Origin of the sequence: Chryseobacterium phosphatilyticum, assembly GCF_002899825.2 — a bacterium.
GTDB lineage: Bacteria > Bacteroidota > Bacteroidia > Flavobacteriales > Weeksellaceae > Chryseobacterium > Chryseobacterium phosphatilyticum.
In genome coordinates, this window is sequence record NZ_PPED02000002.1 from 794,077 (window position 1) to 818,079 (window position 24,003).

The 24,003-nt window shown below is 36.8% G+C and carries 19 protein-coding genes; 6 read left to right on the top strand and 13 right to left on the bottom strand.

Annotation, left to right across the window (positions count from 1 at the left end; genetic code table 11):
- The first annotated feature begins 75 nt into the window (after positions 1-75).
- Genes C1631_RS10735 through C1631_RS10745 form a run of 3 tightly spaced genes read left to right on the top strand, consistent with a single transcriptional unit; the run spans position 76 to position 2,671 of the window.
- Entirely contained in the window at positions 76-1,326 is a 1,251-nt protein-coding gene (locus tag C1631_RS10735; RefSeq protein ID WP_103248232.1) for a dicarboxylate/amino acid:cation symporter, read from the top strand.
- Positions 1,327-1,334: 8 nt separating this feature from the next.
- On the top strand, positions 1,335-2,057 hold the full coding sequence (locus tag C1631_RS10740) for a phytanoyl-CoA dioxygenase family protein (RefSeq protein ID WP_103248233.1): 723 nt from the start codon (positions 1,335-1,337) through the stop codon (positions 2,055-2,057).
- Between the two features lie 14 nt (positions 2,058-2,071).
- Positions 2,072-2,671 (top strand): hypothetical protein, encoded by a 600-nt coding sequence (locus tag C1631_RS10745; protein ID WP_109712071.1) that lies wholly within the window; start codon positions 2,072-2,074, stop codon positions 2,669-2,671.
- Between the two features lie 192 nt (positions 2,672-2,863).
- Here C1631_RS10745 and C1631_RS10750 read toward each other — a convergent pair whose 3' ends face one another.
- Positions 2,864-5,665: a GH92 family glycosyl hydrolase gene (locus C1631_RS10750; protein ID WP_109712073.1), complete on the bottom strand. Its 2,802-nt coding sequence runs from the start codon at positions 5,663-5,665 to the stop codon at positions 2,864-2,866.
- Positions 5,666-5,760: 95 nt separating this feature from the next.
- On the opposite strand from C1631_RS10750, the gene C1631_RS10755 reads away from it, so the two are divergent.
- A complete protein-coding gene (locus C1631_RS10755) occupies positions 5,761-8,103 on the top strand; it encodes an outer membrane beta-barrel family protein (protein ID WP_165828272.1) in 2,343 nt (780 codons plus the stop codon).
- A gap of 232 nt (positions 8,104-8,335) precedes the next feature.
- Here the strand turns inward: C1631_RS10755 and C1631_RS10760 are convergent, their stop codons facing one another.
- Positions 8,336-8,791: a hypothetical protein gene (locus tag C1631_RS10760; RefSeq protein ID WP_103248085.1), complete on the bottom strand. Its 456-nt coding sequence runs from the start codon at positions 8,789-8,791 to the stop codon at positions 8,336-8,338.
- Between the two features lie 149 nt (positions 8,792-8,940).
- Here C1631_RS10760 and C1631_RS10765 point away from each other — a divergent pair, with 149 nt between their 5' ends.
- Both C1631_RS10765 and C1631_RS10770 read left to right on the top strand, forming a co-directional pair.
- The gene (locus C1631_RS10765) at positions 8,941-10,047 is read left to right on the top strand and encodes an Mrp/NBP35 family ATP-binding protein (protein ID WP_103248086.1); all 1,107 of its coding nucleotides are present in this window, start codon (positions 8,941-8,943) and stop codon (positions 10,045-10,047) included.
- A gap of 47 nt (positions 10,048-10,094) precedes the next feature.
- Complete coding sequence (locus C1631_RS10770) at positions 10,095-10,343, top strand: NifU family protein (RefSeq protein ID WP_045500144.1); 249 nt, start codon at positions 10,095-10,097, stop codon at positions 10,341-10,343.
- A 120-nt stretch (positions 10,344-10,463) separates the two neighbouring features.
- On the opposite strand, the gene C1631_RS10775 is transcribed toward C1631_RS10770, so the two are convergent.
- The 11 genes from C1631_RS10775 to C1631_RS10825 form a co-directional block, all read right to left on the bottom strand.
- Entirely contained in the window at positions 10,464-11,261 is a 798-nt protein-coding gene (locus tag C1631_RS10775; protein WP_103248088.1) for a phage tail-like protein, read from the bottom strand.
- Positions 11,262-11,264: 3 nt separating this feature from the next.
- Positions 11,265-12,017 (bottom strand): phage tail-like protein, encoded by a 753-nt coding sequence (locus C1631_RS10780; RefSeq protein ID WP_123966650.1) that lies wholly within the window; start codon positions 12,015-12,017, stop codon positions 11,265-11,267.
- 11 nt (positions 12,018-12,028) lie between these two features.
- Positions 12,029-12,790: a phage tail-like protein gene (locus C1631_RS10785; RefSeq protein WP_123966652.1), complete on the bottom strand. Its 762-nt coding sequence runs from the start codon at positions 12,788-12,790 to the stop codon at positions 12,029-12,031.
- A gap of 528 nt (positions 12,791-13,318) precedes the next feature.
- Positions 13,319-13,594 carry an HYC_CC_PP family protein gene (locus C1631_RS10795; RefSeq protein WP_123966654.1) on the bottom strand — a complete coding sequence of 92 codons (276 nt, stop codon included), beginning with the start codon at positions 13,592-13,594 and terminating at the stop codon, positions 13,319-13,321.
- 120 nt (positions 13,595-13,714) lie between these two features.
- Positions 13,715-14,107, bottom strand: coding sequence for a DUF3060 domain-containing protein (locus tag C1631_RS10800; protein ID WP_103248218.1), 393 nt, complete (start codon positions 14,105-14,107; stop codon positions 13,715-13,717).
- Between the two features lie 158 nt (positions 14,108-14,265).
- Positions 14,266-17,304, bottom strand: a complete 3,039-nt coding sequence (locus C1631_RS10805) for a choice-of-anchor I family protein (protein ID WP_109712081.1) — start codon at positions 17,302-17,304, stop codon at positions 14,266-14,268.
- A 148-nt stretch (positions 17,305-17,452) separates the two neighbouring features.
- A complete protein-coding gene (locus C1631_RS24025; RefSeq protein ID WP_165828273.1) occupies positions 17,453-17,602 on the bottom strand; it encodes a hypothetical protein in 150 nt (49 codons plus the stop codon).
- Positions 17,599-18,252 (bottom strand): NAD-dependent epimerase/dehydratase family protein, encoded by a 654-nt coding sequence (locus C1631_RS10810; RefSeq protein ID WP_103248216.1) that lies wholly within the window; start codon positions 18,250-18,252, stop codon positions 17,599-17,601. Before C1631_RS10810 ends, C1631_RS24025 begins: the two co-directional genes overlap by 4 nt.
- Before the next feature lie 386 nt (positions 18,253-18,638).
- Positions 18,639-19,523, bottom strand: coding sequence for a Ppx/GppA phosphatase family protein (locus C1631_RS10815; RefSeq protein WP_103248215.1), 885 nt, complete (start codon positions 19,521-19,523; stop codon positions 18,639-18,641).
- Positions 19,520-21,592 (bottom strand): polyphosphate kinase 1, encoded by a 2,073-nt coding sequence (gene ppk1, locus C1631_RS10820; protein WP_103248214.1) that lies wholly within the window; start codon positions 21,590-21,592, stop codon positions 19,520-19,522. The genes C1631_RS10815 and ppk1 overlap by 4 nt, the downstream gene beginning before the upstream one ends.
- 103 nt (positions 21,593-21,695) lie before the next feature.
- Positions 21,696-23,873 carry an alpha-galactosidase gene (locus C1631_RS10825; RefSeq protein ID WP_109712083.1) on the bottom strand — a complete coding sequence of 726 codons (2,178 nt, stop codon included), beginning with the start codon at positions 23,871-23,873 and terminating at the stop codon, positions 21,696-21,698.
- Between the last annotated feature and the right edge of the window lie 130 nt (positions 23,874-24,003).

Here is a 24,003-nt window from a genome sequence, read left to right on the forward strand (position 1 = left end):
CAGATTCAACCCAATTTGAAGAAAATCTTCTGTCAATTCAAAAACCATTATATTTGCGCAAATTGAACTATATATATGAAAGGACAAAATAAACTTTTTATAGCGATTGTCATTGCCCTTGTTCTGGGAGTAGGTATCGGAGGCATAGTACACGTGAAATATCCGGAAAGTGCAGAACCTTTTTCCAAGAATATAAAATTGTTGGGAACTGTTTTCATCAGGTTGGTACAGATGATTATTGCACCTTTGGTTTTCACCACTCTGGTAGTGGGAATTGCTAAAATGAGTGACATCAAAATGATTGGAAGAGTAGGAACAAAAGCCATGCTTTGGTTTATTTCTGCCTCGTTGGTTTCACTTTTTATTGGATTAATGTTGGTGAACTGGCTTGAGCCGGGACATGTAACGAAATTACCAATTCAGGATGTAGCTTCTGCTGATGAGCTTCTTAAAAGCAGCAAAAGTTTTTCTATGGAAGATTTTGTAAAGCACATGATTCCTAAAAGTTTATTTGAGGCTTTTGCAACCAATGAAGTTTTGCAGATTGTAGTATTTGCCATTATGTTTGGGGTTGCTTTAGCTAACCTTGGTGAAGAGTACGCACAGCCGGTTGTGAAACTTTTTGATATCATTGCTCACGCCATTCTTAAAATGGTAGGATACATCATGTGGTTTGCGCCACTGGGTGTTTTAGGAGCAATTGCAGCAGTAGTAGCAACGAATGGCTTTGAAATATTTAAAGTGTATGCCATTTATCTTAGAGATTTCTTTTTTGCATTAGGAGTTCTTTGGCTAGTTCTTTTGCTGGTAGGTTACCTGATCCTTGGAAACCGTCTTTTTGATTTGTTGAGAAGAATTAAAGAACCGTTGCTGATTGCTTTCTCTACAACCAGTTCAGAAGCTGTATTCCCGAAATTAGTGGAAGAGCTTGAAAAATTTGGGTGTAACAGCAGAGTAGTATCTTTTATTCTGCCTTTAGGATATTCTTTCAATCTGGATGGAAGTATGATGTATATGACATTTGCTTCTATTTTTATTGCTCAGATCTATGGTATTGAAATGACACTGGGACAACAGATCACGATGCTTTTGGTATTGATGCTTACTTCAAAAGGAATTGCAGGGGTTCCGAGAGCTTCATTGGTCATTATTGTTGCGACATGTTCCATGTTCGGAATTCCGCCGGAAGGTATTGCTTTAATTCTGCCAATTGATCACTTCTGTGATATGGGAAGAAGTATGACAAACGTATTAGGAAATACCTTGGCAACTTCTGCAGTATCGAAATGGGAGGGACAATTAACCGAACCCTTAGATAAAATTTAACCCCAATTATGAGTGTTAAAAACTTAGAATTATATAAAAGCCATATTCTTGAATATGGCTTTTCTGTTATCAATGGAATTTTTTCAGATGAAGAAGTTGAAAGAATAATCCATGTTCTTGAAGGTATAGATACTTCAAAAGAGAATTTCAGGAAATCTGAAGATCTTTTTGCGATAAGACAATTTTTAAAAGAAATCCCGGAGATTAAAAGTCTTATCTTTAATGATATGATTCAAAGAGTCATAAAGGAAGTATTTGGAGAAAAATATGTTGTGGTAAAAAGCATTTATTTTGATAAACCTGAAACTTCCAATTGGTATGTGGCTTATCATCAGGATCTGACAATTTCTGTGGATAAGAAGGTAGAATTGCAGGGTTTTGGTCCCTGGACGACGAAACAAAATCAGTTTGCAGTGCAACCCCCGCTTACTATTTTAGAGAATATCTATACCATCAGGATTCATCTGGATGATACGGATGAAAATAATGGAGCATTGAAAGTCATTCCAGGATCTCACACAAAAGGAATTTACAGACCGGAAACGATTGACTGGACCGTAGAAACAGAAAATATATGCAAGGTGGAAAGAGGTGGAATTATGCTGATGAAACCACTCACACTCCATGGTTCAAACAGAACGACCAATGGAAAGAAAAGAAGAGTGATCCATATTGAATTTTCAGATAGTGAGCTTCCGGAACAATTAAACTGGTCAGAAAAAACTCATTAAAACTCAATAGCAAAATGGCATTAGAAAAAAATCAGTTTCCAGGCATTCATTCCAAAATTTCCAAAAACTGGACATCAGCTATTAAGATTGTTTTCTTAGGGTTTGCTGTGATGACCCCGTTGTTGATGATCATAATGTCCATAATTATATTGAGTTCGAAGGTTATCATAGAAGTAAAAATTTTGATTCTTGTATTGACCCTATTAGTTATTTGGTTATTCGTATGGTTACTGAACAGGCAAATACAAAAAAGAAGAGAAAAGAGAATAACTCGGATCGTCATTGACAGCCAGGGGGTTCATGATTATAGCAATCAAGAGCTGGTAAGGTCATTGAAATATACAGAATTGATGCCCAATCCTGAAAACGGGAAATATGATGTGTTTATTCACTCCGGACAGGACACAGATATGACTCTATGTTTTTATGTATCTGATCCTGCAACCCATGAAATAAAACTGCAAGGATTTGCTTTAAATGCAGATTTTGTGATTACTAACGGAAACGCACTCAAAAAACATTTTGTTAAAGGAATTATTATTTTCAGACCTGATCTGAAAATTGATCCCGGTGTTTTTGATTTGTACGGAGTAACAGAGATTACTGAAGTTTGATCAAAATAAAGCCCTTCAAAAAAATCGAAGGGCTTTATTTTTTTATGATAGGAAAGTGGAAGAGAAGAGGCGGCCAGATTATCTGTTCTTAAGTCATTTCGTAAAAAATCATCTCCATCTTTTTTAATTAAAACATGTGAATTCGACAACTTTTATGATTTTTCCTAAACTTCCGGCTTCCTTCCCCATCTGCTACTTTGCAGAGATTTCATCAATAAAAATATAGGCATCACCGCCGGCTCCCTGATGCCATTCCGGAAGTTTTCCGAAATAGTAAGCCTTTACCTTAATATATCTGGCTTCGGTAGGAAGAATATCTGCAGAAAAATCTTTAATCTGAACTTTTTCATCTTTTGGATCAATGGTGTTGTCAATCGTTTTTAAGAGAATAAAATCTTTGCCGTTCATAGAAGCATAATATTCCACTTTTTTAGGCATTAAAATCCATGCTCTGCTATCCTGAAGATATGTAGAAGATATATTGGTGATTTGCTGAGGAGACTTAAAGTCTATAACCGATTCAAAATTTTGTCCCTGATATCCCTGCCATTCTCCTTTTCTCCAGTTGATATCCCCTCTGATTCCGTCGATAAGAGCAATTTTTCCGTTGGCTGTATATTGGGGAGTAGCTTTTGAAAGGATATTAATATCCCAATAATTGGGTCTTCGATTGAAGTTGGCTATAGTAACCGAACTTTTTTCCCCCTTTCTTTCGGTATATGCGGCAACCTGAGTGCTTTTGGTGATAGAAAAGATGCCTTTGTACGGGATGAATGTTTTTCTTTTGTTGGCATCACTTTCATCGATGGTCATATAATATACTTTATCTCCGGGATTCAACGGAGTAATTTCAACTTTAGTAGAGAAATCAAAAATTCTGTCTGCAGCGATCACCGGAGATGGAATAAGTTGAGCGTACTTTAAATCCTTCACAGGTTCTGCCTTTTCGAATCCTAATTTTTTAAGTTCTGCCTTTGCTGTATTTTTAGTAATTGTTCTGGTAGACCCGTCTTCAAGATGAATTTTAATTTCATCAAAATAAGGTGTAGTGGTTTGCCATTCCGGTAATCCGGGAGTCACAGAATAAATTCCCATAGAGCTTAAAATATACCATGCACTCATCTGACCACAGTCTTCATTTCCGATCAGCCCGTCCGGTGTATTTTTATAGAAATTATCCAGAATATATTTGATTTTTGTATCTGTCTTTTCAGGTTTATCTACAAAATTATAGAGGTAAGCAATGTGGTGACTTGGCTCGTTTCCCTGAGCATACTGTCCCATTAATCCTGTGATATCAGCTTGTTCTCTTCCTGTGGTTTTATCCGGTGCCGTGAAAATAGCGTCAATAAACTGTTCGAATTTTTCTTTTCCACCGTGAGCTGCAATAAGCCCCGGAATATCCTGTTGTACAGAATAGGAGTAATGCCACGAATTTCCTTCAGTATAATTGTTATTGACTTCTCTAGGATCAAAAGGTTCATACCAGTTGCCATTTTTTCTTGGCTGCATGAAACCATTTTTAGGATTGTAAATATTTTTCCAGCTTTGAGAACGTTTCATGAAATATTCATAATCTTCTTTTTTACCTAAAATCTTCGCCATTTGTGCAATACACCAGTCATCATAGGCGTATTCTACTGTTTTGGAAACACTTTCAGACTCATCATCCATGCTGATGTAGTTATTCTGTTTGTAGGCATTTAAACCGAAAATATCCTGCATAGCAGAGCTTTTAGAAGCCTGAAAAGCTTTTTCATAATCAAACCCTTTGATTCCTTTGGCCATTGCATCAGCAATTACAGAAACGGAATGGTAGCCAATCATACATTCCGTCTCATTGGATGCCAGTTCCCATACCGGAAGTTTTTCTCCCTGTTCATATTGTTTGATAAAGGTATTGATGAAATCTGCAGTTCTTTTTCTGTCGATTAACGTCATCAAAGGATGGGCCCCTCTAAAAGTATCCCACAAGGAAAATACAGTATAATAATCGAAATCCTTTGCCGTATAGAGCTTATTATCCCTTCCTCTGTATCTTCCGTCAACATCCATATTGATATTGGGTTGGGTGAAAACATGGTACATGGCCGTGTAGAAAATAGTAAGTTTATTTTTATCATCAGACTTCACTTCTATTTTTGACAGCTCTTTATCCCAATCTGTTTCTGCCTGTTTTTTTACCTCCTCAAAGTGTATTGATTTTCCTTCTGAAAGTATGTTTCTTCCTGCTCCTTCATATCCTGTTGGGGAAAGTGCAACTTTAACATGAATTTTTTCTCCCTTTTTAACATCAGCTGAGAAAGCCAAAGCGAGTTTTGTTCCTGTGAAAAGAGTACTTTCCTGCTTTCCATTGACTTCTTTTTTAGAGATTTTCATCGGTTTTGAAAATTCTATCCTTGCATAGATATATTGATTGGTAGCCCAGGCTTCACTTCTTCTGAAAACTTCAATGGTTTTATCATCAATTATTTTTACTTCCCCTTCAAGAAGCTTATCTCTATGGTTGAGGTCTAAAATAATATTGGCATTTCCGGCATTATTGAAAGTGTATTCATGATAACCTACTCTTTTGGTTGTGGTAAGCCGGACGTCGATATTGTTTTTATCTAGTTTGACGGAATAATATCCTGCCGTAGCCTTTTCATTTTTATGTGAGAATTTTGAAGAATAATCCTTATTGCTAAGACCTGGAGTTCCCATCGTGGGCATCAGCATAATATCTCCATAGTCTGAAACTCCGGTTCCGTTAAGGTGAGTATGCGAAAAACCATAGATCACAGAATCTGAATAATGATAACCGCTACATCCGTCCCAGCTTCCGTCAATTCTGGTATCGGGAGATAACTGTACCATCCCGAACGGAACTATAGCTCCCGGAAAAGTATGTCCGTGACCTCCGGTTCCGATGAATGGATTGACGTATTGTGAATAGTTTTGAGCCCATATAATCTGAGTAATAAACAAAGAAAATGCAACCAGATTTTTTTTCATATTTAAATTTTATACCAACGAATATATCGAAAAACCACAAGATAGATGTAATAAAGCAGAGAGATGATTTGTCTTATTACAAACTATTAGAATCAATGAAAAAAACAGGAGCTGCTGTGATGATGCTGTTGCCGATGCTTGCATTTTCCCAAACGATAACAGGAAAGATATTACATGACGGAAAAACTGCTTCCTATATTGAAGTTGTAGCAGTAAAAAATCAGAAAAAGCTGTCTGCTATTTCTGATGAAAAAGGGAACTATTCTCTTAAACTTGTAGAAAACGGAAATTATAACATCAAACTTATTCAGGATGGTGAAGAGGTATCCGACATGGATATTTTGGTAAACGGAGATTTGAAACAAGACTTTTTCATTGATAAAAAGAAGGAAAAGCAAATCGAAGGTGTTACACTCACTGCCAGAAAAAAACTCATAGAACGAAAAGCTGACCGTTTGGTTTTTAATGTGGTTAATTCAGTTGCTTCACAGGGGATGGACGGGGCGGACGCTATGGCTACGACCCCTTTGGTAAAAGTAGATGATAACTCCGGAGTTTCAATTGCCGGGAAAAGCGGAGTAGCCATTATGATTAACGAACGAATATTGAATCTCTCGGGGAGCGAGCTTGTTACTTATCTTAAAAGTCTCCGATCCGAAAATATTGAAAAAATAGAAGTGATTACCACCCCTCCCGCAAAATATGAAGTACAGGGAAACAGCGGATTGATCAATATTGTTTTGAAGAAAAATCAAAACCTTGGGTGGAGTGGAAGTCTTACAACAACGCTTCAGCAACAAACCTTTACAGGAAACTCAAACAGTGTCACCATCAATTACCAAAATGAAAAATTGCGTTCTTCACTGAAGCTGAGACAAAATAAAAACGAAAAACATTCTTATGAAAATTACAGAATAGAAGGCACTGATGGTCTCAAAAGTTCAGATGAGAGAAGAGATTTTGGAGATGGATTGGGGGCCAACTTCAGTCTCGATTATCAGGTGAATCCAAAATCTAATATGGGATTCATCTATGACTACGGATCCGGACATTCCAATATGGATATTACAAATACCTCTGATTATTTTCAAAATGGGAATTATACCAATACGCTATCAACTTATGCGGAGCACAGAGGAAAAACGACCCAACAAACGATAAGTGCTTACTATGATGTAAAGTTTGGGAAACAAGAAAATAAATTGAGTATTACGGGAAACTACTTTTCGAATATTCCAAAATCTGCCATTGATTTTATGACCATTGGAAATTCTGGAGAGCAGTCTACTGTAAAATCACCGTCAACAGTTGATTATAAAATATACTCCGGTCAGGCAGACCTTACCTTGCCTTATCCGTTTGCTAAAACAGAGACAGGAGTAAAATTCACCAACTTTGATAATAATTCCGAAATATCTTACCAAAACCTTATTGATGGAAATTATGTAACTGATCCGATAAAAAGCAATCAATTTAAATATAATGAGAAAAACTATGCAGCTTATATCAGTTTTGAAAGATCTTTTAATGAAAAGTGGTCGGCAAAAGCAGGACTCCGCTATGAGTATTCTATAGTGAGCGGAAATTCTCTGACTTCAGGACAACAAACGGAAGATTCCTATGGGAAATTTTTTCCTACAGCTTATATTTCTTATAAAAGTAATGAGAATCATACCTTTAATCTAAACTACTCAAAACGGATCAACAGACCCGGGTTCCGGGCGATCAATCCGTATCGGTGGTATATCAATATCAATTCTTATTTTACCGGAAACCCTTTCCTTAAGCCATCAATCAATCATAATTTTGAACTTTCCTATGTGTATAAAGGAAAGCTCTCGGCTTCAGCTTATTTTCAGAGAACACTTAACGGGTTCAGCCAGATTGTAAATCTTGAAGGTGAAAACAGAATCAGTACTTTTGAAAATTTCTTTAACCAGAACAGTATGGGAATTACTCTCAATTATTCGGATACCTTCTTTAAACGTTGGGAAGCCAATTATTCTGCAGATTTTTCTTATATGAAAACACAGGTATATGCTACAGCTGCTGCTTCAAGAAAAGGAAACGGGTATGATTTTGATCTTCAGAACAATCTTTCTCTCAATAAAAATAAAACAGTTCAGTTGATTCTCAATTACTGGTTCCGTCTTCCATCAAATTTTGAAATGGTACACTGGGAGTATACCGGAAATGTAACAGCCGGACTTAAACTAAGTCTGATGGAAAAAAGTCTTCAGGTCAATCTATTGGTATCGGATATTTTCAAACAATCAAGAAGCAGAGGGCAAATTTTCTATACAACCGGAACTCATTCTTTCAACAATTACTATGATGCAAGAAGACTTACCATATCTGCTACTTATACTTTTGGGAATAAAAAGGTAAAAGGGGCCGATAGAAATGTAAAGTTTGATGAGAAAAACAGAGCGAATTAAAACTAGAAGTTTTGGAACAATCGACGGCTAATATTCATTTTTAAGAAAGTTATAATGATTGATTAATCTTATCAAACTAAAATGATACTCAGATTTCTACGAAATGAAAAAACAAGTTGGCGTCACATAATACATGATACATACAAACATTGTCATTCCGTAGGAATCCAAATTAGTAATTAACCTTTTCAGACCCTCAGTCTGTTTAGGAAGAGCGAATCTATTAAAAATGCTATACTTCCCCTTCAAATAGGTCACTCAGATATTGCTTTTTATCCTTGTCCTCCCTTGTGGTTCCCAGAAATCTCTTCCATGCCTGTGATTCATGATAAACGATTCCCATTTCCCAGACGCAGTAGGTAGGAAGATGATTTTTGTTTCTGTCCCAGATCTCAAATTTTCCTGAACCGTTATAGTAAACACTTTCCCATAATTCATTCTCACTTCTCCAGGTACAAACCAGAAGAAGATAATTCTCACCACATCGGTGCATAATGACAAAACCTAAGTCTTCGATATCCTGGAATTTTTCCTGTGCATTCTCTATACATAATCTAGCATGATTAATATCTTGTGTGGAGACGTTGGTTGGATCTTCTGCAAGGTCATACCATTTGAATCTGGTTTTACCAACACTAAAGATTCCCTTTGGGACAGCATGTTTGGACGGATAACTATTGACTTTCATAAGTTTTGTTTTGGTTACCTGATGTTTGCTAAGGTGAAAAATACATAGATAAGATTTTTAGTGATCTTATTTATCACCTGACGTTATAGATTTTATTGATTCTAAATTATCAAAAAAATACGTAAATTTGTGAACAATTTATATTTAGTATGTTGACGAAAGAAAAGGTTCAGGATTTCCTTAAAGAAATAGAAGTAGACGATTTGGTAAATAATCTTCAGATTATGGGTAATGATGTTTATATTGACATGACTGCTCATTCGCCTGCAATGCATGAAAAGAAAAAACTTGAGGCTGCCATGAAACAGGCTTTTGCCAGTGAGTTTGGAGAAGATATTCATTTAAAACTTAAAATCGCTTCTCCGGAACCTAGTGAAATTCAGCAAAGTCAGATTAAAGGAAAACAAATTCCCGGAATTCAGAATATTATCGCTATTGCTTCCGGTAAAGGAGGAGTAGGGAAATCTACTGTTTCTGCAAATATGGCAGTGACGTTGGCTAAAATGGGCTTTAAAGTAGGATTATTGGATGCAGATATTTATGGTCCCTCAGTTCCTACCATGTTTGATACAGAAGGCCAAAAGCCAATTTCTGTAGAAGTAAATGGTAAGAATTTGATGAAGCCTATCGAGAACTATGGAGTAAAAATGTTATCTATCGGATATTTCTCCGGATCAAATCAGGCAGTGGTATGGAGAGGGCCAATGGCTTCAAAAGCATTAAACCAAATGATCAGAGATGCTGCATGGGGTGAATTGGATTTCTTATTGATTGACCTTCCTCCGGGAACAGGTGATATTCACTTATCTATTATTCAGGAAGTTCCTGTAACGGGTGCTGTGATTGTAAGTACACCTCAACATGTGGCATTGGCAGACGTAAGAAAAGGGATTGCGATGTTCCAGATGGAAAGTATTAATATTCCGGTTCTTGGATTAATCGAAAATATGGCGTATTTTACACCGGAAGAACTTCCTGACAATAAATATTATATCTTTGGAAATCAGGGAGCACAATATTTGGCAGAAGATTTAGGGATTCCTGTACTGGGAGAAATTCCTTTGATCCAAAGCATCAGAGAAGCGGGAGATATAGGAAGGCCGGCAGCACTTCAGGAGAATTCTAAGATTGCAGAAATCTATACTGAAACTGCAAGAAAGATGGTTGAAAGTTTAGTTGAAAGAAATAAAAACCTTCCTCCGACTGAAGCCGTAAAGATTTCAACAATGGCCGGATGTTCGCCAAAAGCAAAATAATAATATTTCAAATTACATTTGAAAAAACCGAATTGAACTGAAAAAATATGGAAACAAACATAACACACGAAGATACTGTAACAAGAGTAATGGAAGCTCTGGAAAGCATCAGACCGTTTTTGAATAAAGACGGAGGTGATATTGAGCTTATTGATGTGAAAGATAATCAGGTTTTTGTAAAACTTTTAGGTAACTGCTCGGGGTGTTCTTTGAATTTCTCAACCTTAAAATTAGGTGTTGAAAATACGATCAAACAACATGCTCCCGAAATTGAAAAGGTAGTGAACGTAGAATAAAATTATATCTGAGATATTTTTAAAAAGACAGGCTTTTTTATAAGGCCTGTCTTTTTTTCTTATTAAGATAATGAAAATATGCGATCAACAAATTGTTGCAAAAGAACAGTCTGTTTTATTTTAATTAAAATGATTTCTCAACGAAATATTAGAAGTCACATTCACGCTCAGATTACTATTGGCGGTATCCCGCATCCTATATTGAATTTGAACTTGTGTTCCTGCGGTAAGATTTCCCATCCAGAACAAAGGCATACTTCCTCCGTTACCACCGCCACCTGTACCAAAATAGGAAGTTGCCAATACAGTACCGGTGGTCGTATTGATAATTTGGGCAGCGAAGGTTTTAGCAGTTCCCGAAGTGGTTGAGATGCCCAACTGTACAATTCCCGAAAAAGAATACAATCCCGTAGTGGGTATTGTAAATGTACCTGCATTATGCACATTGCCTATATCTACACGCTCTGTCGCAAAATCCAGAGTCGTCCATGCGGTATATGCGGAAGCAGTATAAGCTGCAGTCGATGCGGTAGGGCTTCCGGTAAATACCAGTTCTGTAATATTTCGGTTATTAATTTCAGTTCGGGTATCGGTAACTTCCCCAATAGCTTCCCATGCTGTACCGGTCCATATATAAAAAGTATCCCGAAGTACATTATTGGGAGTGGTTCCTGCATTCAGAAGATTGTAGACCAGCATTCCCTGATCACTTGATGTAGCAGATGAGGTTACCGGAACAGTGGAAGTATCATTAATACCGGATAATTGCACTCTGGGAATTAATAATCCTTTATTAGGACTTGCCAGATCTAAAATTGTACCCGGATCAGGAGTTGTAGTTCCTATTCCAACCTGGGATTTTGCTGTCAAAGAAATAACAAGCAAAAGGATGTATGTAAATTTATATTTTGAGTCCATATTTTAATATTTATAGATGTTAACAGTTCCTGATTCCATTCTGTAATTACCGGCGGTATAAGAATATTGAAAGCTTAGAAGATGATTGGCTATAATATTTCTGGTATTGATTAACGTTGTATACATTCTATTAAGAACAAACCTCCCTGAAATAAAGCCGACATAAGAACCGTTATCCAATAACCTGTTGGTACTTGTTCCTCCTGAATTGGCAGAGTTTGACATCACAGACACAAATTCTACCAGATATATTCCCGTTGCGGGAACCGTATATTGATTGTTCGCAAAACTCCATCCGGAATATTTGTCAACAAGAACCTCCTGAGGGCTTAAAGTAAGGGGTACGGGAGCCCCTCCACTTGCAGTACCTAAAACCATGTAAGGCTTTTGTATTATGGTTGCTGAGAAAATCAGTATGGGTATATTAGTAGAAGAAATAATATTTTCAGTAGCAGTTGAGGTTGCCTGAGAATGATATTGATTGTCGCTACCCCAATATGCGATGGAAGGAGTGATATCATTATTAATATTCATTGCTGTATTATAAAGCATTACTCCTAAAGCCGGTGCGGTAATGGGAGTGGTGGTACTGGTTTTATTGGTAATCGCCAGATTGGGGATTTTGAGCGCTTTATTATTAGCATCCAATTTTACAATAGCACCTGGTGAAACATTAACAGATCCTATGACAAACTGGGCAAAATATAATTGTGCAGAACACAGAAAAAAAGCCATACAGAAGAGATTAGTTTTCATAAGCATCATATTTAATTGTTTAATATTTTAGAAATGGAGACATTGGTATTGGCTATTTGATAATTTGCACCATTCGACTGAACGCTGAAAGTTATGATATCACTGGTCACCAGGCTTAATGTACAGGTACTGGATAGTCCTGCAAACTGGTAATCTCTCTCCATGGCATAGGTACACACTGTCGTTCCGTTTTTTTGTACAAATAATGCAGAGCTACCACCTGCGTCTCCGGCGGTATTTCTCGTATCTGCTGTATAAGTGATAACGTACATTCCGTTTTCCTGAATCTGATAACCGGTATATGCTCCTGCAGGACCTTGTACTCCTGTCGGTACATTTTTAAAAAGCGTATTGAAGGTAAGACTCGTCGTTGTTCCGGCTGTTATACTGGCGGATGTAGCAATGTTACTGGCAGCAAAAACAGGGGTGATAAAAGGTATTTTTTCAACCTCTGTTACAATATTTGCTTTTGTATACATTTTTTCCCAGATAGTTCCGTTGAAAACATATAAACCTTTATTGACACTTGTCATTCCAGAACCGGCTATCGCTGTATTATAGATGACAAATCCGGTTTTAGGATTTGAAATTGTAGCAATATCAGTGGTAGAGGTTAATGAGACAACCGGGAGCTGTAGCCCTTTATTGGTTGCAGTTACATCAAGAATCGCTGAAGGGTTGGGTGATGTATTTCCAATCCCTACCCCTCCTTGCTGGGCCTTAAAAAAAATTAAAAGGAACATGCAAAGGTGGAGGAAAATTTTCTTTTGCATTTTTTTAGGTTTTATTAAAATTAAATATAAAAAACTGTATTAATGGTTGTTTTTTTGTTAAATTATTGTAATGCTGTTAGGTATATTGCTTTATTTTATTTGTTAATTATTAGAATTATTTATTTTTTTTATTTGAAAAGAGAACGTTTATTTTTTATAATTATCCTTTATTTTATACTATCTGATAGTGATTGCCTTGCTTTCTTCAAAAGCTGAATGAGTTGATTGCAAAAGGTGAATTAAATAAAAAAAAAACTTCAGTTTTTATCAAAGTGCTGGTCCTTTCTATGAATGGTTTCTTTAAGTTCTTCATAAATAAGCTGTCAATCATTCCATCGAAAAAAAAATCCGGTAACATATTGCTACCGGACCTTACCCTAAAACGTAAAGGAAATATAAATTATGAATTTTGACTCAAAAATTTATTTAGTTGTCTCCATTGTCAAAATAAGCAACTTCTCCTTCATCACTGATTCTAACAATAGAAGCATTAATTTTATCCACTGTTTTTTCTCTTAAATAAATATACTAAGGAATGGATGCTGATAAAAATATAACCGGAGCGCTTTTGTAAGAATGTGGCAGGTTATCTTCTTTACAAATTTTTTTAACTTCCAGCTTCCAGCATCCATTGTGATTTTTTTGTTTATTGGCACTGCATTTCGGGCAGTCCAAATCAGAAAGCTTTTTCAGACCGACATGAATTTCACTAGAGTTTCCTTTATATACATGCTTACTGGTCGTAAATCCTGAAGAAACGACCATATAAAGAAGGAGAAATAGTATGTGAAAAACTTTTTTCATTTCGTGGGATAAAATTAAATTGAATCCTGATCACGATGTTATAGAATTTGGGAATAAGTTTACACTTTAAGAGATAGTGAATATTTTTAAGTGGTAATCATATTAAATTTCTACTGAGACTTATTGCTTTACTACTTTATTTCCTACTCCTGTAAGTGAAGTATCCGGTTTTCCGCTTTTGGTACCTGAAGTTTTATAGAATATGGTATTATCACCTCCCTCCATAACTATTTTATCTACTTTATCGATGTATACTTTATTGCCTGTTCCCGAAACAGATATTTTTTTAGCACTTCCTTTGATGGCGACCGTATTATCACCTCCTTCCACTTCCACAATACCTCCGTTAAGGGTATAATTCAGTTTATGGCCTACCCCTTCTACCTGTATTTTTTTATTGTTGTCTGTTTTTTCTACACCGTTGATGGATTCTGTTTTTCTGGATTGAGAAAAAGCGGTACCGGTTCCCAAAAAGAGAATCGTCAGGATTCCTGCTGTTTTAATAGTTTTCATATTGAATTTGAATTTGATTTTGGTTGCAGGTAAATATAAGTATAAAATAAGTTCTCATTGACGATTTAAAAGTTAAATCATCATAAAATTAATCCTGATTCGATGACCAAAAAAGCTCCGGAATTTCCGAAGCTCAAGATTAAAAATAACGTATTATTTTACTTTACAATAACTCTTTTCAAATGTCCTTCTGAGGTTTTTACCAGATATACTCCTGTGGATAGCTGGGTTGTACTGATGGTCAGTGCATTTTTCTCTTTTCCGATCATTTTACCGGATATATCATACAATTCGTAATCCTGCTTTCTGTTGAAATATAAAATGTTTCCTTTGTTTACCGGATTTGGGAATACATTGAATGTTGCCTGCTCTGTTTTTGTCTCGCCAACGCCTAGGGTAGGGGAAGGAGCTACTTCATACATTGATAAAGTACCACTGATCTCATTGGCTACGATAACATACCCTTTTCCTGTTGTAGTATTTCCCGGAGCAATATAGATAATTCCTTCCGGCCCATTATCACCACCATACGCAGAGGTAGTACGGGAATGTTTGTAATCTGCAAAAGTAGGATTGTTCGGATCTGTAATATTATAAACCATCACTCCACCTGTTCTTTCCAGGGTAATAAAAGCATAGGTTTGTCCACCAATCGTTCCCAATGCCACACCTTCCGGTTCAGGACCTTTTGCCCGGCTTCTGTTTTTAATGGCATTAGATTCATTATCAGCATTGAAAATCAAAGGGTAATTGGCTGCAATATATCTTTCAAACTGGTCTCCACTGTCGTAAACTCTTTGTTTGGTATCTGCATTAAATATAGAGAATGAACGGGCTCCCAGTGCTGCAATTTCTTCAAATTCCGCGTCTCCGTCTGTATTTCCGGTTGCTGATGAAACTCTGAATCTTCCCAGATTATAAGGTGCTTTTAATACAGCTGACTGAGGGAAAATAGCAGGATCCAAGGTATAGGTATTGGCACCTACTGTTGTTCTTTCACTATATCCCGAAAGATCTTTTTCATCTCCTTCGTTGGCTGTTATAATATAATTGGTATTTCCGACTTTGTAATTTTGTACAGCGTCAGGGATATAATAGGCTTTTACGGGCCAGTTGGCAATTAATACTTCCCCATTATTATCTGAAGCATCAAAACCATTTCCTGGAAGACTCATATCTTTTTTACCCAATCCCCAGATTCCTGTAATGCTTTTGGTGGCAAGATCGACCTCGGCTATTGCGTTATTTTCCTGAAGTGTTACCCAAGCTTTCTGGCTGTCTGCACTAATGGTAACATATTCAGGTTCTAAATCCTGGGAAAGCGTATTGTTGGTTCTTACTTTTCTTAGTCCCGTGGCAGTGAGTGCGTCTACCTGAGAGTCAAAATTATTGAAATTAAGGGTTGTCACATGAGTTTGAGCAAGATTGGCAATGCCTCCTGAAATATCGATGATACTGATGGTCCCTTCCGGATCAACCGTGTAGGCATCATTAGGTTCTCCTTCATTAGCTGTAACGACTTTCGTTCCGTCCGGAGTGAAGGTAATCATATCCGGCAAAGCACCCACGGTAACTTGCTTTAGAAAATTACCGTTAATATCAAAAAATACAACAGAACCATTTTGTTGTGGATTGGTATTGGGAGATGCAGCGGCAATAATTCCATTTTTTACTGCAATACTTGTAATTCCACCATAGGGAGCCATATTCACCGTTTTAACTAGCAATGGTGTGGTAGGGTTACTGAAGTCGATAATATCAAAAACATCTGTAATGGAACTGATTGTAAATAATCTCTGAGTGGCAGGATCATGCACTACAATTTCAGTGGAGCTGTTATTGGTTCCCGAAGGATCAAAGCTTCCGATATAATTCAATTGAATCTGGTTGGAAGGAACGGGAGTTGCTTTGTCATTATCTACAATATACACTGTTGATGAATTATCTCCTGAAATAGTTGCCCCAACAGGATTTTCAAGGCTTATCACAAAATATTCAGCCTGTTGTTCTTCCAGTGTATCATCAATAATCGGAATATTGACAGTATAGCTGGTTGTGGAAGGAGTGATATTGATGGTTTGATGAGTCAAAGTAAAATCATTTTGGTCTGCCGTGCTAAACGGTGCCGGCTTTACCACCAGATTTACAGTTGCGGCAGAAGGATTGGCAATATTAATTTTGAATGCCAGATTTCCTGAATTTTCATTGACTTTAATAAAATTTTTATCTAAAGAAATTGTTGTTCCGGCAGTGGCAAACGTGCTGGAAGTAACGGCAGTCACACTATTATCACTAAAGTCTTCAATCATATCAGGCTTAAGTGCCAGATAATAGGTTTGCCCGGGCAGCAAACCGGACGTTGGGATAATGGTGATGATATTGTTGCTGAAAGCAGTAGTAAAGGGAACTTGTGTACCTGTAGAGCTTCCAAGACGGAGTTCTACAAGATTTTGTGCATTAGAATCGTTAATCGCGGAATTGTCTGTCAGTCTTACATTTTCATTGAAGGAAATAGTTGGATTGACAGTTGTTGATGCATTATTTGTGTTGTTAGAAGGTAGATAGGTAACCGTTGGTGGGGTTGTGTCTGTTGTTCCTGTAGAAGCCGCATCTACTGTAAAGTTATCAAAACGGTTATTACCTCCAGTTCCCCCTCCTGTAGCTGAGAATTCAACTTTTAATTTAAAATTCGGATTATTGGAAACTCCGGATAGAGTAGAGAAGTCAAAAGTAATTAATTGTGGGTTCGCATCCTGCGGGTTAACGGTTTGATAAGGAATAAAAGTGGTTCCGTCTGTAGAATAGGACCATGATTGAGTGCCTGCTCCTTGCCCGGATCTTCTTGTGGTAAATTTTACAAGAACATTATGATATCCCGTTGTGGGAACGTTGAATTGTAAAGCCCCACCAATAGGATTGTTGAACCTCAGATGGGTTCCGGAAGGATCTCCATTTCTGGCATTGAAATTACTGATATTAAAATTCTGTCCGGTACCCCCTGCAAAATCTATCTCGCTGGTACCGCCGGCAATAGCCAATAATGAACCATTCACCAATGTAGATGAAGGTGTAGTCATAGAGGCTGCAGAAGTATTGTCATTAAAATTCCAGTAGTGGATAAGTGTCTGTCCGAAAAGGCCGCTCTGAAAAAAGAATGCGGCAATGACAGACCCTTTTAAAAAATAGTTGTTGATCATTTTTTACTTCAATTAGATGAATACAAAAATGAACTTTATGTTTCGCAACTATTTTAATGGAATTTTAAGAAATGTTTAAAAAATAGTGTTTTACAAATAAAAGATGATATCGAAATACTACAGATCAAAGTGTTTTTATAGAATCGGGTTATTTTGAGGGCTGACTCAGTAAATTCAAAATCTTTCCGGATTTACTTCCTTCCAGCGGATGTTTCTGCATGTAGAAAAATCCTGAAATAGCAGTCAGAACCAAGAGTACAAAAATAACCAGAACAATTCTTTTTAACATGTCTCTCATATTGCTAAATTTTTAATATCTCTAATTTCTAAAGTGGAGGTAGGGTATCCTTTTTGTACTGCGTTGACCATTGCTCTACCCACTTCGTGTAAAGTTAATGATTTTGACGGTAACAAAACAGGAAAAAACCAAATAAAAGGTTTAAAGAACCATTTTACATTCAATTGGCCTTCAACAGGTTTCATGAATCCGGGACGGAAATTGTAAGCAGCCTTGAAATCCATTTTCTTTAAAGCATTTTCTGTTCTGCCTTTTACCCTTGCCCACATTACTTTTCCGCTTTCTGTACGATCAGTGCCTGCCCCTGAAACATAATTGAAAACCATTTCCGGATTTTGGTTCAAAACAGCATTGGCAAAATGTATGGTGGTGTCATAGGTAATTCTGGTGTAGTCTTCTTCATTCATCCCCACACTGCTGATTCCTGCACAAAAGAAACAAGCATCAAATCCTTTTAGATTTTCATCATGAATGTCTATTGATAAAAAGTCGGAAATGAGATATTCTTTCAATTTTGGATGGGTTTTTCCGGAGGGTTTTCTACTGACGCTCAGGATTTCCGAAACATTCGGGTTTTCGAGACATTCCATTAAAACACCTTCGCCTACCATTCCTGTAGCACCGGTAAGAATTATTTTAATTGTATCCATAGTTTAGCTGTTGATAGTTGTATAACGGGTTACGGCGATGTTTTACTTTAAAGTTAGTGAAAAAAATAGGTCAAAGACCTTTTTATTTTGCATTAATAGGAACGGAGCGGGCTTTAGCCCGTTTTAGGAATAAATAACCCATCCATTGGCTTTAGCCAAAACTTAAAATAAAAATTCTATAGGGTTTGAGTTGATTGCTTGTTTCGTTCGCAATGACGTTTAAAGTGGTACAGGAGGTGATTTTCCTAGCCCCGATTGCAGCGGCATCCTTTTTCTGAAGGGCAGGAGAGTGGCGAAAAAGATATAGCGGAAAGCGGGAAAAAGCTCCTGAAAAAATAAAAGCCGGACAATATTGCCCGGCTTTCAGATTATGATTTTTTAAAAACTTATTTTTTATGATGCAGTTTATTATAGATATTCTGAATCAAACCGTCTGCTACTGATATTTTCGGAACAAAGATTCTGTTGATATCTGCCCAGGACATCACATTGTTGAAAACACTCAGAGCCGGTACCAATACATCTGCTCTGTCTTCTCTCAGAGAGTATTTGGTCATCCTTTCTTCTACCGAAAGTTCATTAAAAACCTTATACACTTTTTTGAGGTGAGAAAGGGACATAGGTTTTCCATCTTTGGTTTTGCTCATGGAAAATACTTTGTTGATATTTCCCCCGGAACCAATGGCCACGATTGGTTTTTTGCTGACAATGTTATTTTTGATTTCTTCTTTCATCTCTTTCCAGTTATCTAAAGTCACCAGATTATTGAGAAGACGGATGGTACCAATGTTGAAAGACCTTTCGTATACCATTTTGTTGTTTTCATAGAACGTAAGTTCTGTAGATCCGCCTCCTACATCAATATACAAATAGGCAAATTCTTTGTCAAGGCCTTCTGCTACATGGTTTTCAAAAACTAAAGTTGCTTCTTCGTCACCGGAGATGATTTCAATATTAATTCCGGATGTTTCCCGAACGCGTTTGATGATATCGTTTCCGTTGGTGGCATCACGCATGGCACTTGTAGCACAGGCTCTGTAATGGTCTACTTTATATATTTCCATCAGATCACTGAAGATCTTCATAGAATCAATAACCATCTTTTCTCTTTCATTGCCTATTTTTCCCATGGTGAATACATCCATTCCCAACCTCAGAGGAATTCTTAATAGGTTAAGTTTAATGAATTCGGGTTTTCTGTTGTTTATTTTTACTTCATTGATAAGAAGTCGGGCGGCATTACTTCCTATGTCTATCGCTGCTATCTTCATTTTTTGTTGGTTTTAGCTTTTAAATAAGTATAGGTTTCTATTTGTGAACGGCATTCTTTTTTGTCATTTCTGATATATTCATTGCTCAGTTTTTTATCCAGAATTCTTGCCTTTACATTATCTCGGAGCTGAATGTCAAGAATGTCTTTTAATTCCTTTTTTAGATTTTTGTCTGTGATTTTAGCGGCTGCTTCAATCCTGTAGTCAAGGTTTCTGGTCATCCAGTCGGCAGAAGAGATATACATATCCTCTGAACCTTTGTTATAGAAATACATCACCCTGGCATGCTCCAGATATTCGTCTACAATACTGATGGCTTTTATTTTTTCTTTAAATTCCTTTTGATTTACGGCACAGTAAATTCCCCTCACAATCAGTCGTATCGTTACTCCTACCGTTGCGGCATCATATAATTTTTCGATCAATAACCGATCACTTAAAGAGTTGGCTTTTACAATAATTTCGGCCTTTCTTCCTGCTTTTGCTTCTTCAATTTCTTTGTCAATATGGTGAACAATCTTTTCACGCATAAACTGGGGGCAAACTAGTAAATTTTTACAGGTTTTCAAAACTGAAATGAAATCTTCCTTTGGTTTTTTCAGTACATTGAACACTTTATTGATGTCTGCCATGATACCCCGGTCTGATGTAAGAAGTAAATGGTCCCCGTAGATTCTTGCTGTTTTTTCGTTAAAGTTTCCGGTACTTACAAATCCGTACTGAATCGTTTTGTTGTGAGCTCTTTTTTTGATGACACACAATTTAGCATGTACCTTTTTGTTGGGAATTCCGACAAGTACGGTTATTCCTTCCGGTTCGAGCATATCTTTCCATTCCAGATTGGATTCTTCATCAAACCTTGCCTGAAGTTCAAGCATGACAGTAACTTCTTTACCATTTCTGGCAGCATAAATTAAAGCATTGATAATTTTTGAGCTGCTGGCGAGACGGTAGGCAGTGATCTGTATCGATTTTACATCAGGATCCATAGCGGCCTCACGCAATAGGTCGATCACCGGGTTGTATTTGTGATATGGGAAGGTAAGAAGTACATCTTCTTTAAGAATGACATCCGTTACTCTTTCTCCATGTTCAAATGCCTGATGGGTAAACGAGGTTCTTTCTACAGGTCTTTCATACTTTTCAAAAACATCCGGAAAATCCATGAAATGTTTAAAGTTATGGATTTTTCCTCCCGGGATGATACTGTCTTTTTTGGTCAGGTTCAGCTTACGGATCAGAAGCTCCAGTAATGCTTTATCCATATCTTTATCAAAAACGAAACGGGTAGGCTTCCCTTTTCTTCTGTTTTTGAGCCCTTTTTCTATTTTTTCTGCAAAGTTGGTGCGGATATCATTATCCAGATCCAATTCGGCATCTTTGGTTACTTTAAAAGCATTCGCTGCAAATTCATCATATCCGAAATAAGAGAAAATATGAGGTAAGTTGAAGGTGATGACATCCTCGAGAAGCATTACATTTTTCTCTTCAGGATCTTCTGTTGGCAGCAATACGAACCTACCTACAAAACGGGAAGGAATTTCAATAATGGCGTAGTTGCTGGAATACTGCCAGTCTTTTTTTCTCATAGCAACTCCCAGATAGAGGCTTTTGTCGCGCATATAGGGCATGGGAGTATTTTCATGAAGCAGGATAGGAATCACATTAGATTCTACTACTTCATCAAAATAATTTCTGACAAACTCTTTTTGTTTTGCGGTCAGATTTTTGGCAGTTTTAATAAAAACTTTATGTTCAGCCATTTCTGTCTGAATTGTTTTCCAGGTTTTATCAAAATTCAGCTGGTGTCTCATGACCACCTCATTGATTCGTTGAAGGATTTTGGAAGGAGGCTGATAGAAAGATTCAGCGATTACTTTTTCCTTGAAATCCATGGCACGCTTTAATCCGGCAACACGTACTCTGAAGAATTCATCCAGATTGTTGGAGAAAATTCCGAGGAAACGTATTCTTAAATGCAAAGGAACTTTTTCATCCATGGCTTCCTGTAAAACTCTTTCATTGAAAGCAAGCCATGTAATATCTCGTGGATTAAAGTGTAAAGACATTCTTAAATGTATATAATTTTATCAAAAATAATAATTCGTACAATTTCTACCCCTATTTCTTAGGTTAAACTTTGATTAAATTTATGTACCGTTTAAAGTGGATTTAATTTACGGATTTTAGTTCAATAATACTACTTTTTATGCTTCCGTTTAAAAACCATTTCAGGCCCACCTTCATAAGATAATCCCCAGAAAGTATTTTCCCGTTTTGGGAAAGCTGTGGTTTATTTTCATCTTCAAGATTAAGCTCTGTCAGCTGGTATTTTTTATCAGGGTCAAGACCTTTGCAATATACAGGATCAAAATAGTCCCCATATTGGGTATGTAGAGTATAAGCGTAGAGTACTGCTTTATTTTTAGATTGATCAACGAGCATCCATGCTGCCTGATTATTGTTGTAAGGTGCTATTAACCGGTACATTTCACCTGTATTGACAATGTCCTGAATGTTTTTGTAATTTTTCACAGCATTCTGAGATAGTTTCAGTTCCTGGCTATTCATCTCATTAACCCTTATATCAAATCCAAGTTTACCACTCATAGCTACGTCCAGTTTATATTTCAGAGGCTGTTTTCCCCAGCTGGTTACATGAGCGCATTGAATTCCCATAGGAAAGAAATGAGAGTACCCATATTGCATCAGTATTCTTTGTACAGGGTCGGTATTGTCACTTGGCCAGAATTCATTGGCATATTTTAAACCTCCATATTCAGCCCGACTACCACCGCCACTACACCACATTAGCTCTATATCCGGATACTTCTGCCGTACCCTTTGCAGCACTTTATAAAGTCCTAAAATATAATCAATATAAAGATTACTTTGTTTCTCTTTCAAATAATTTGAAAAAGTATTGGTCATATAGCGGTTACAATCCCATTTGATATAAGCAATACCCGGATTCTGCAGAAGAATATTATCTATTACCTTGAAAGCATGATCCTGTACATTCGGGTTAGACATATCCAATACAAGCTGAGATCTTCGAAGATTTTCAGACCTGTTTGGAAGTTTTAAAATCCATTCCGGATGTTTTTCATACAATTCACTTTTAGGGTTTACCATTTCCGGTTCTACCCATATACCAAACTTTACATTACGTTTCTTAGCTTCATTTACCAAAAATGGTAAGCCATTGGGAAGTTTTTTGTGATTAACTTCCCAGTCTCCCAGACCGGCATTGTCACTATTTCGTGGATACTTGTTTCCGAACCAGCCATCATCTAAAAGAAAAACATCAACGCCTAAACTTTGTGATTCATCCAGTAAGCTGATGAGTTTCTTTTCATCAAAATTAAAAGAAGTAGCCTCCCAATTGTTAAGTAGGGTTGATTTGTTTTCTTTTCCTTTGTAAATTCCATAATTGTTGGCCCATTGATGAAGATTTCTGGAAGCCTGGCCTTTTCCGGAATAAGAATAAGTATAAATAAAGGAAGGGGTAGTAAATGAAGTATTGGGAGACAAAATATAATCGGAGATATAATTGTTAACACCCGGTAAAATTTGTAGGAGACGTCCTGTTTCTTCATTATAATGCATGTTTTCGAAACCTAATTTAAAGTTGCCACTCCAGGCCAGTGTTCCTGCCAATACATTTCCGCTTTCTTCATTGGCCGGATGATCAACTGAAAGCATAAAGGATGGTAGGTTAGTGGCTGTTCCCTGAGTACCTTGTTTAGATTCTATACTATGAATACTTTCCGGGAGAAGGCTTTCCTGCATGCGCATTTCATTGGCCCAACCCCCTGAAAATTGGGTAAGATAATAGTTTTCTGAAGAAAGCTGAAGAAATGCAGAAGTATAGTATTTCAATACAACGGGTTTCTTTTCCTGATGTTTTATTTCTGTCCATTGTTCTATGACATTTTCATTCCGGTAGGCTTTAAAATGCAATGTCACATAAAATGGATATTGAGGATCCTTAAGCTGAATCTCAGTAGATTGTATATTTTCTTCATTTTTTGCAGTATGATTAAGGTATTGAAGTTCCAATGAAGGGTTTTTGTCGGCATGCAATACACCTAATGCAGGTTCCCGAACAGTAGTCGCTCCTTGTGTGGTAATTGCCGGTAAGGAACTGGCCCTTATCATGGAGTAGTCGGCAGTCGATTTTAAAACGGGCCCAAAATATAATTGGGAAAGTTGATTTTCAGTATTTGTCGTATATACAAGTGCTGTATTTTGTGTCGAAATAATAATAAGCGGAAGTATTTTCTTGTTTTGTGCCTTTCCTAAACATAGAAAAAGACAGCAGATAATGGCTAAACCGATTTTTTTCATGTGATGTGTATGTTTTCCTAAAGATATGGAAAATAAATGAGCCAAATCTGCTTCCGTAAAGAAGTCTGCCAGAAAATATTTCCATATTAATTTGAATAAAACCCTGTACAGTGAGGGTTTTTATTTTTAT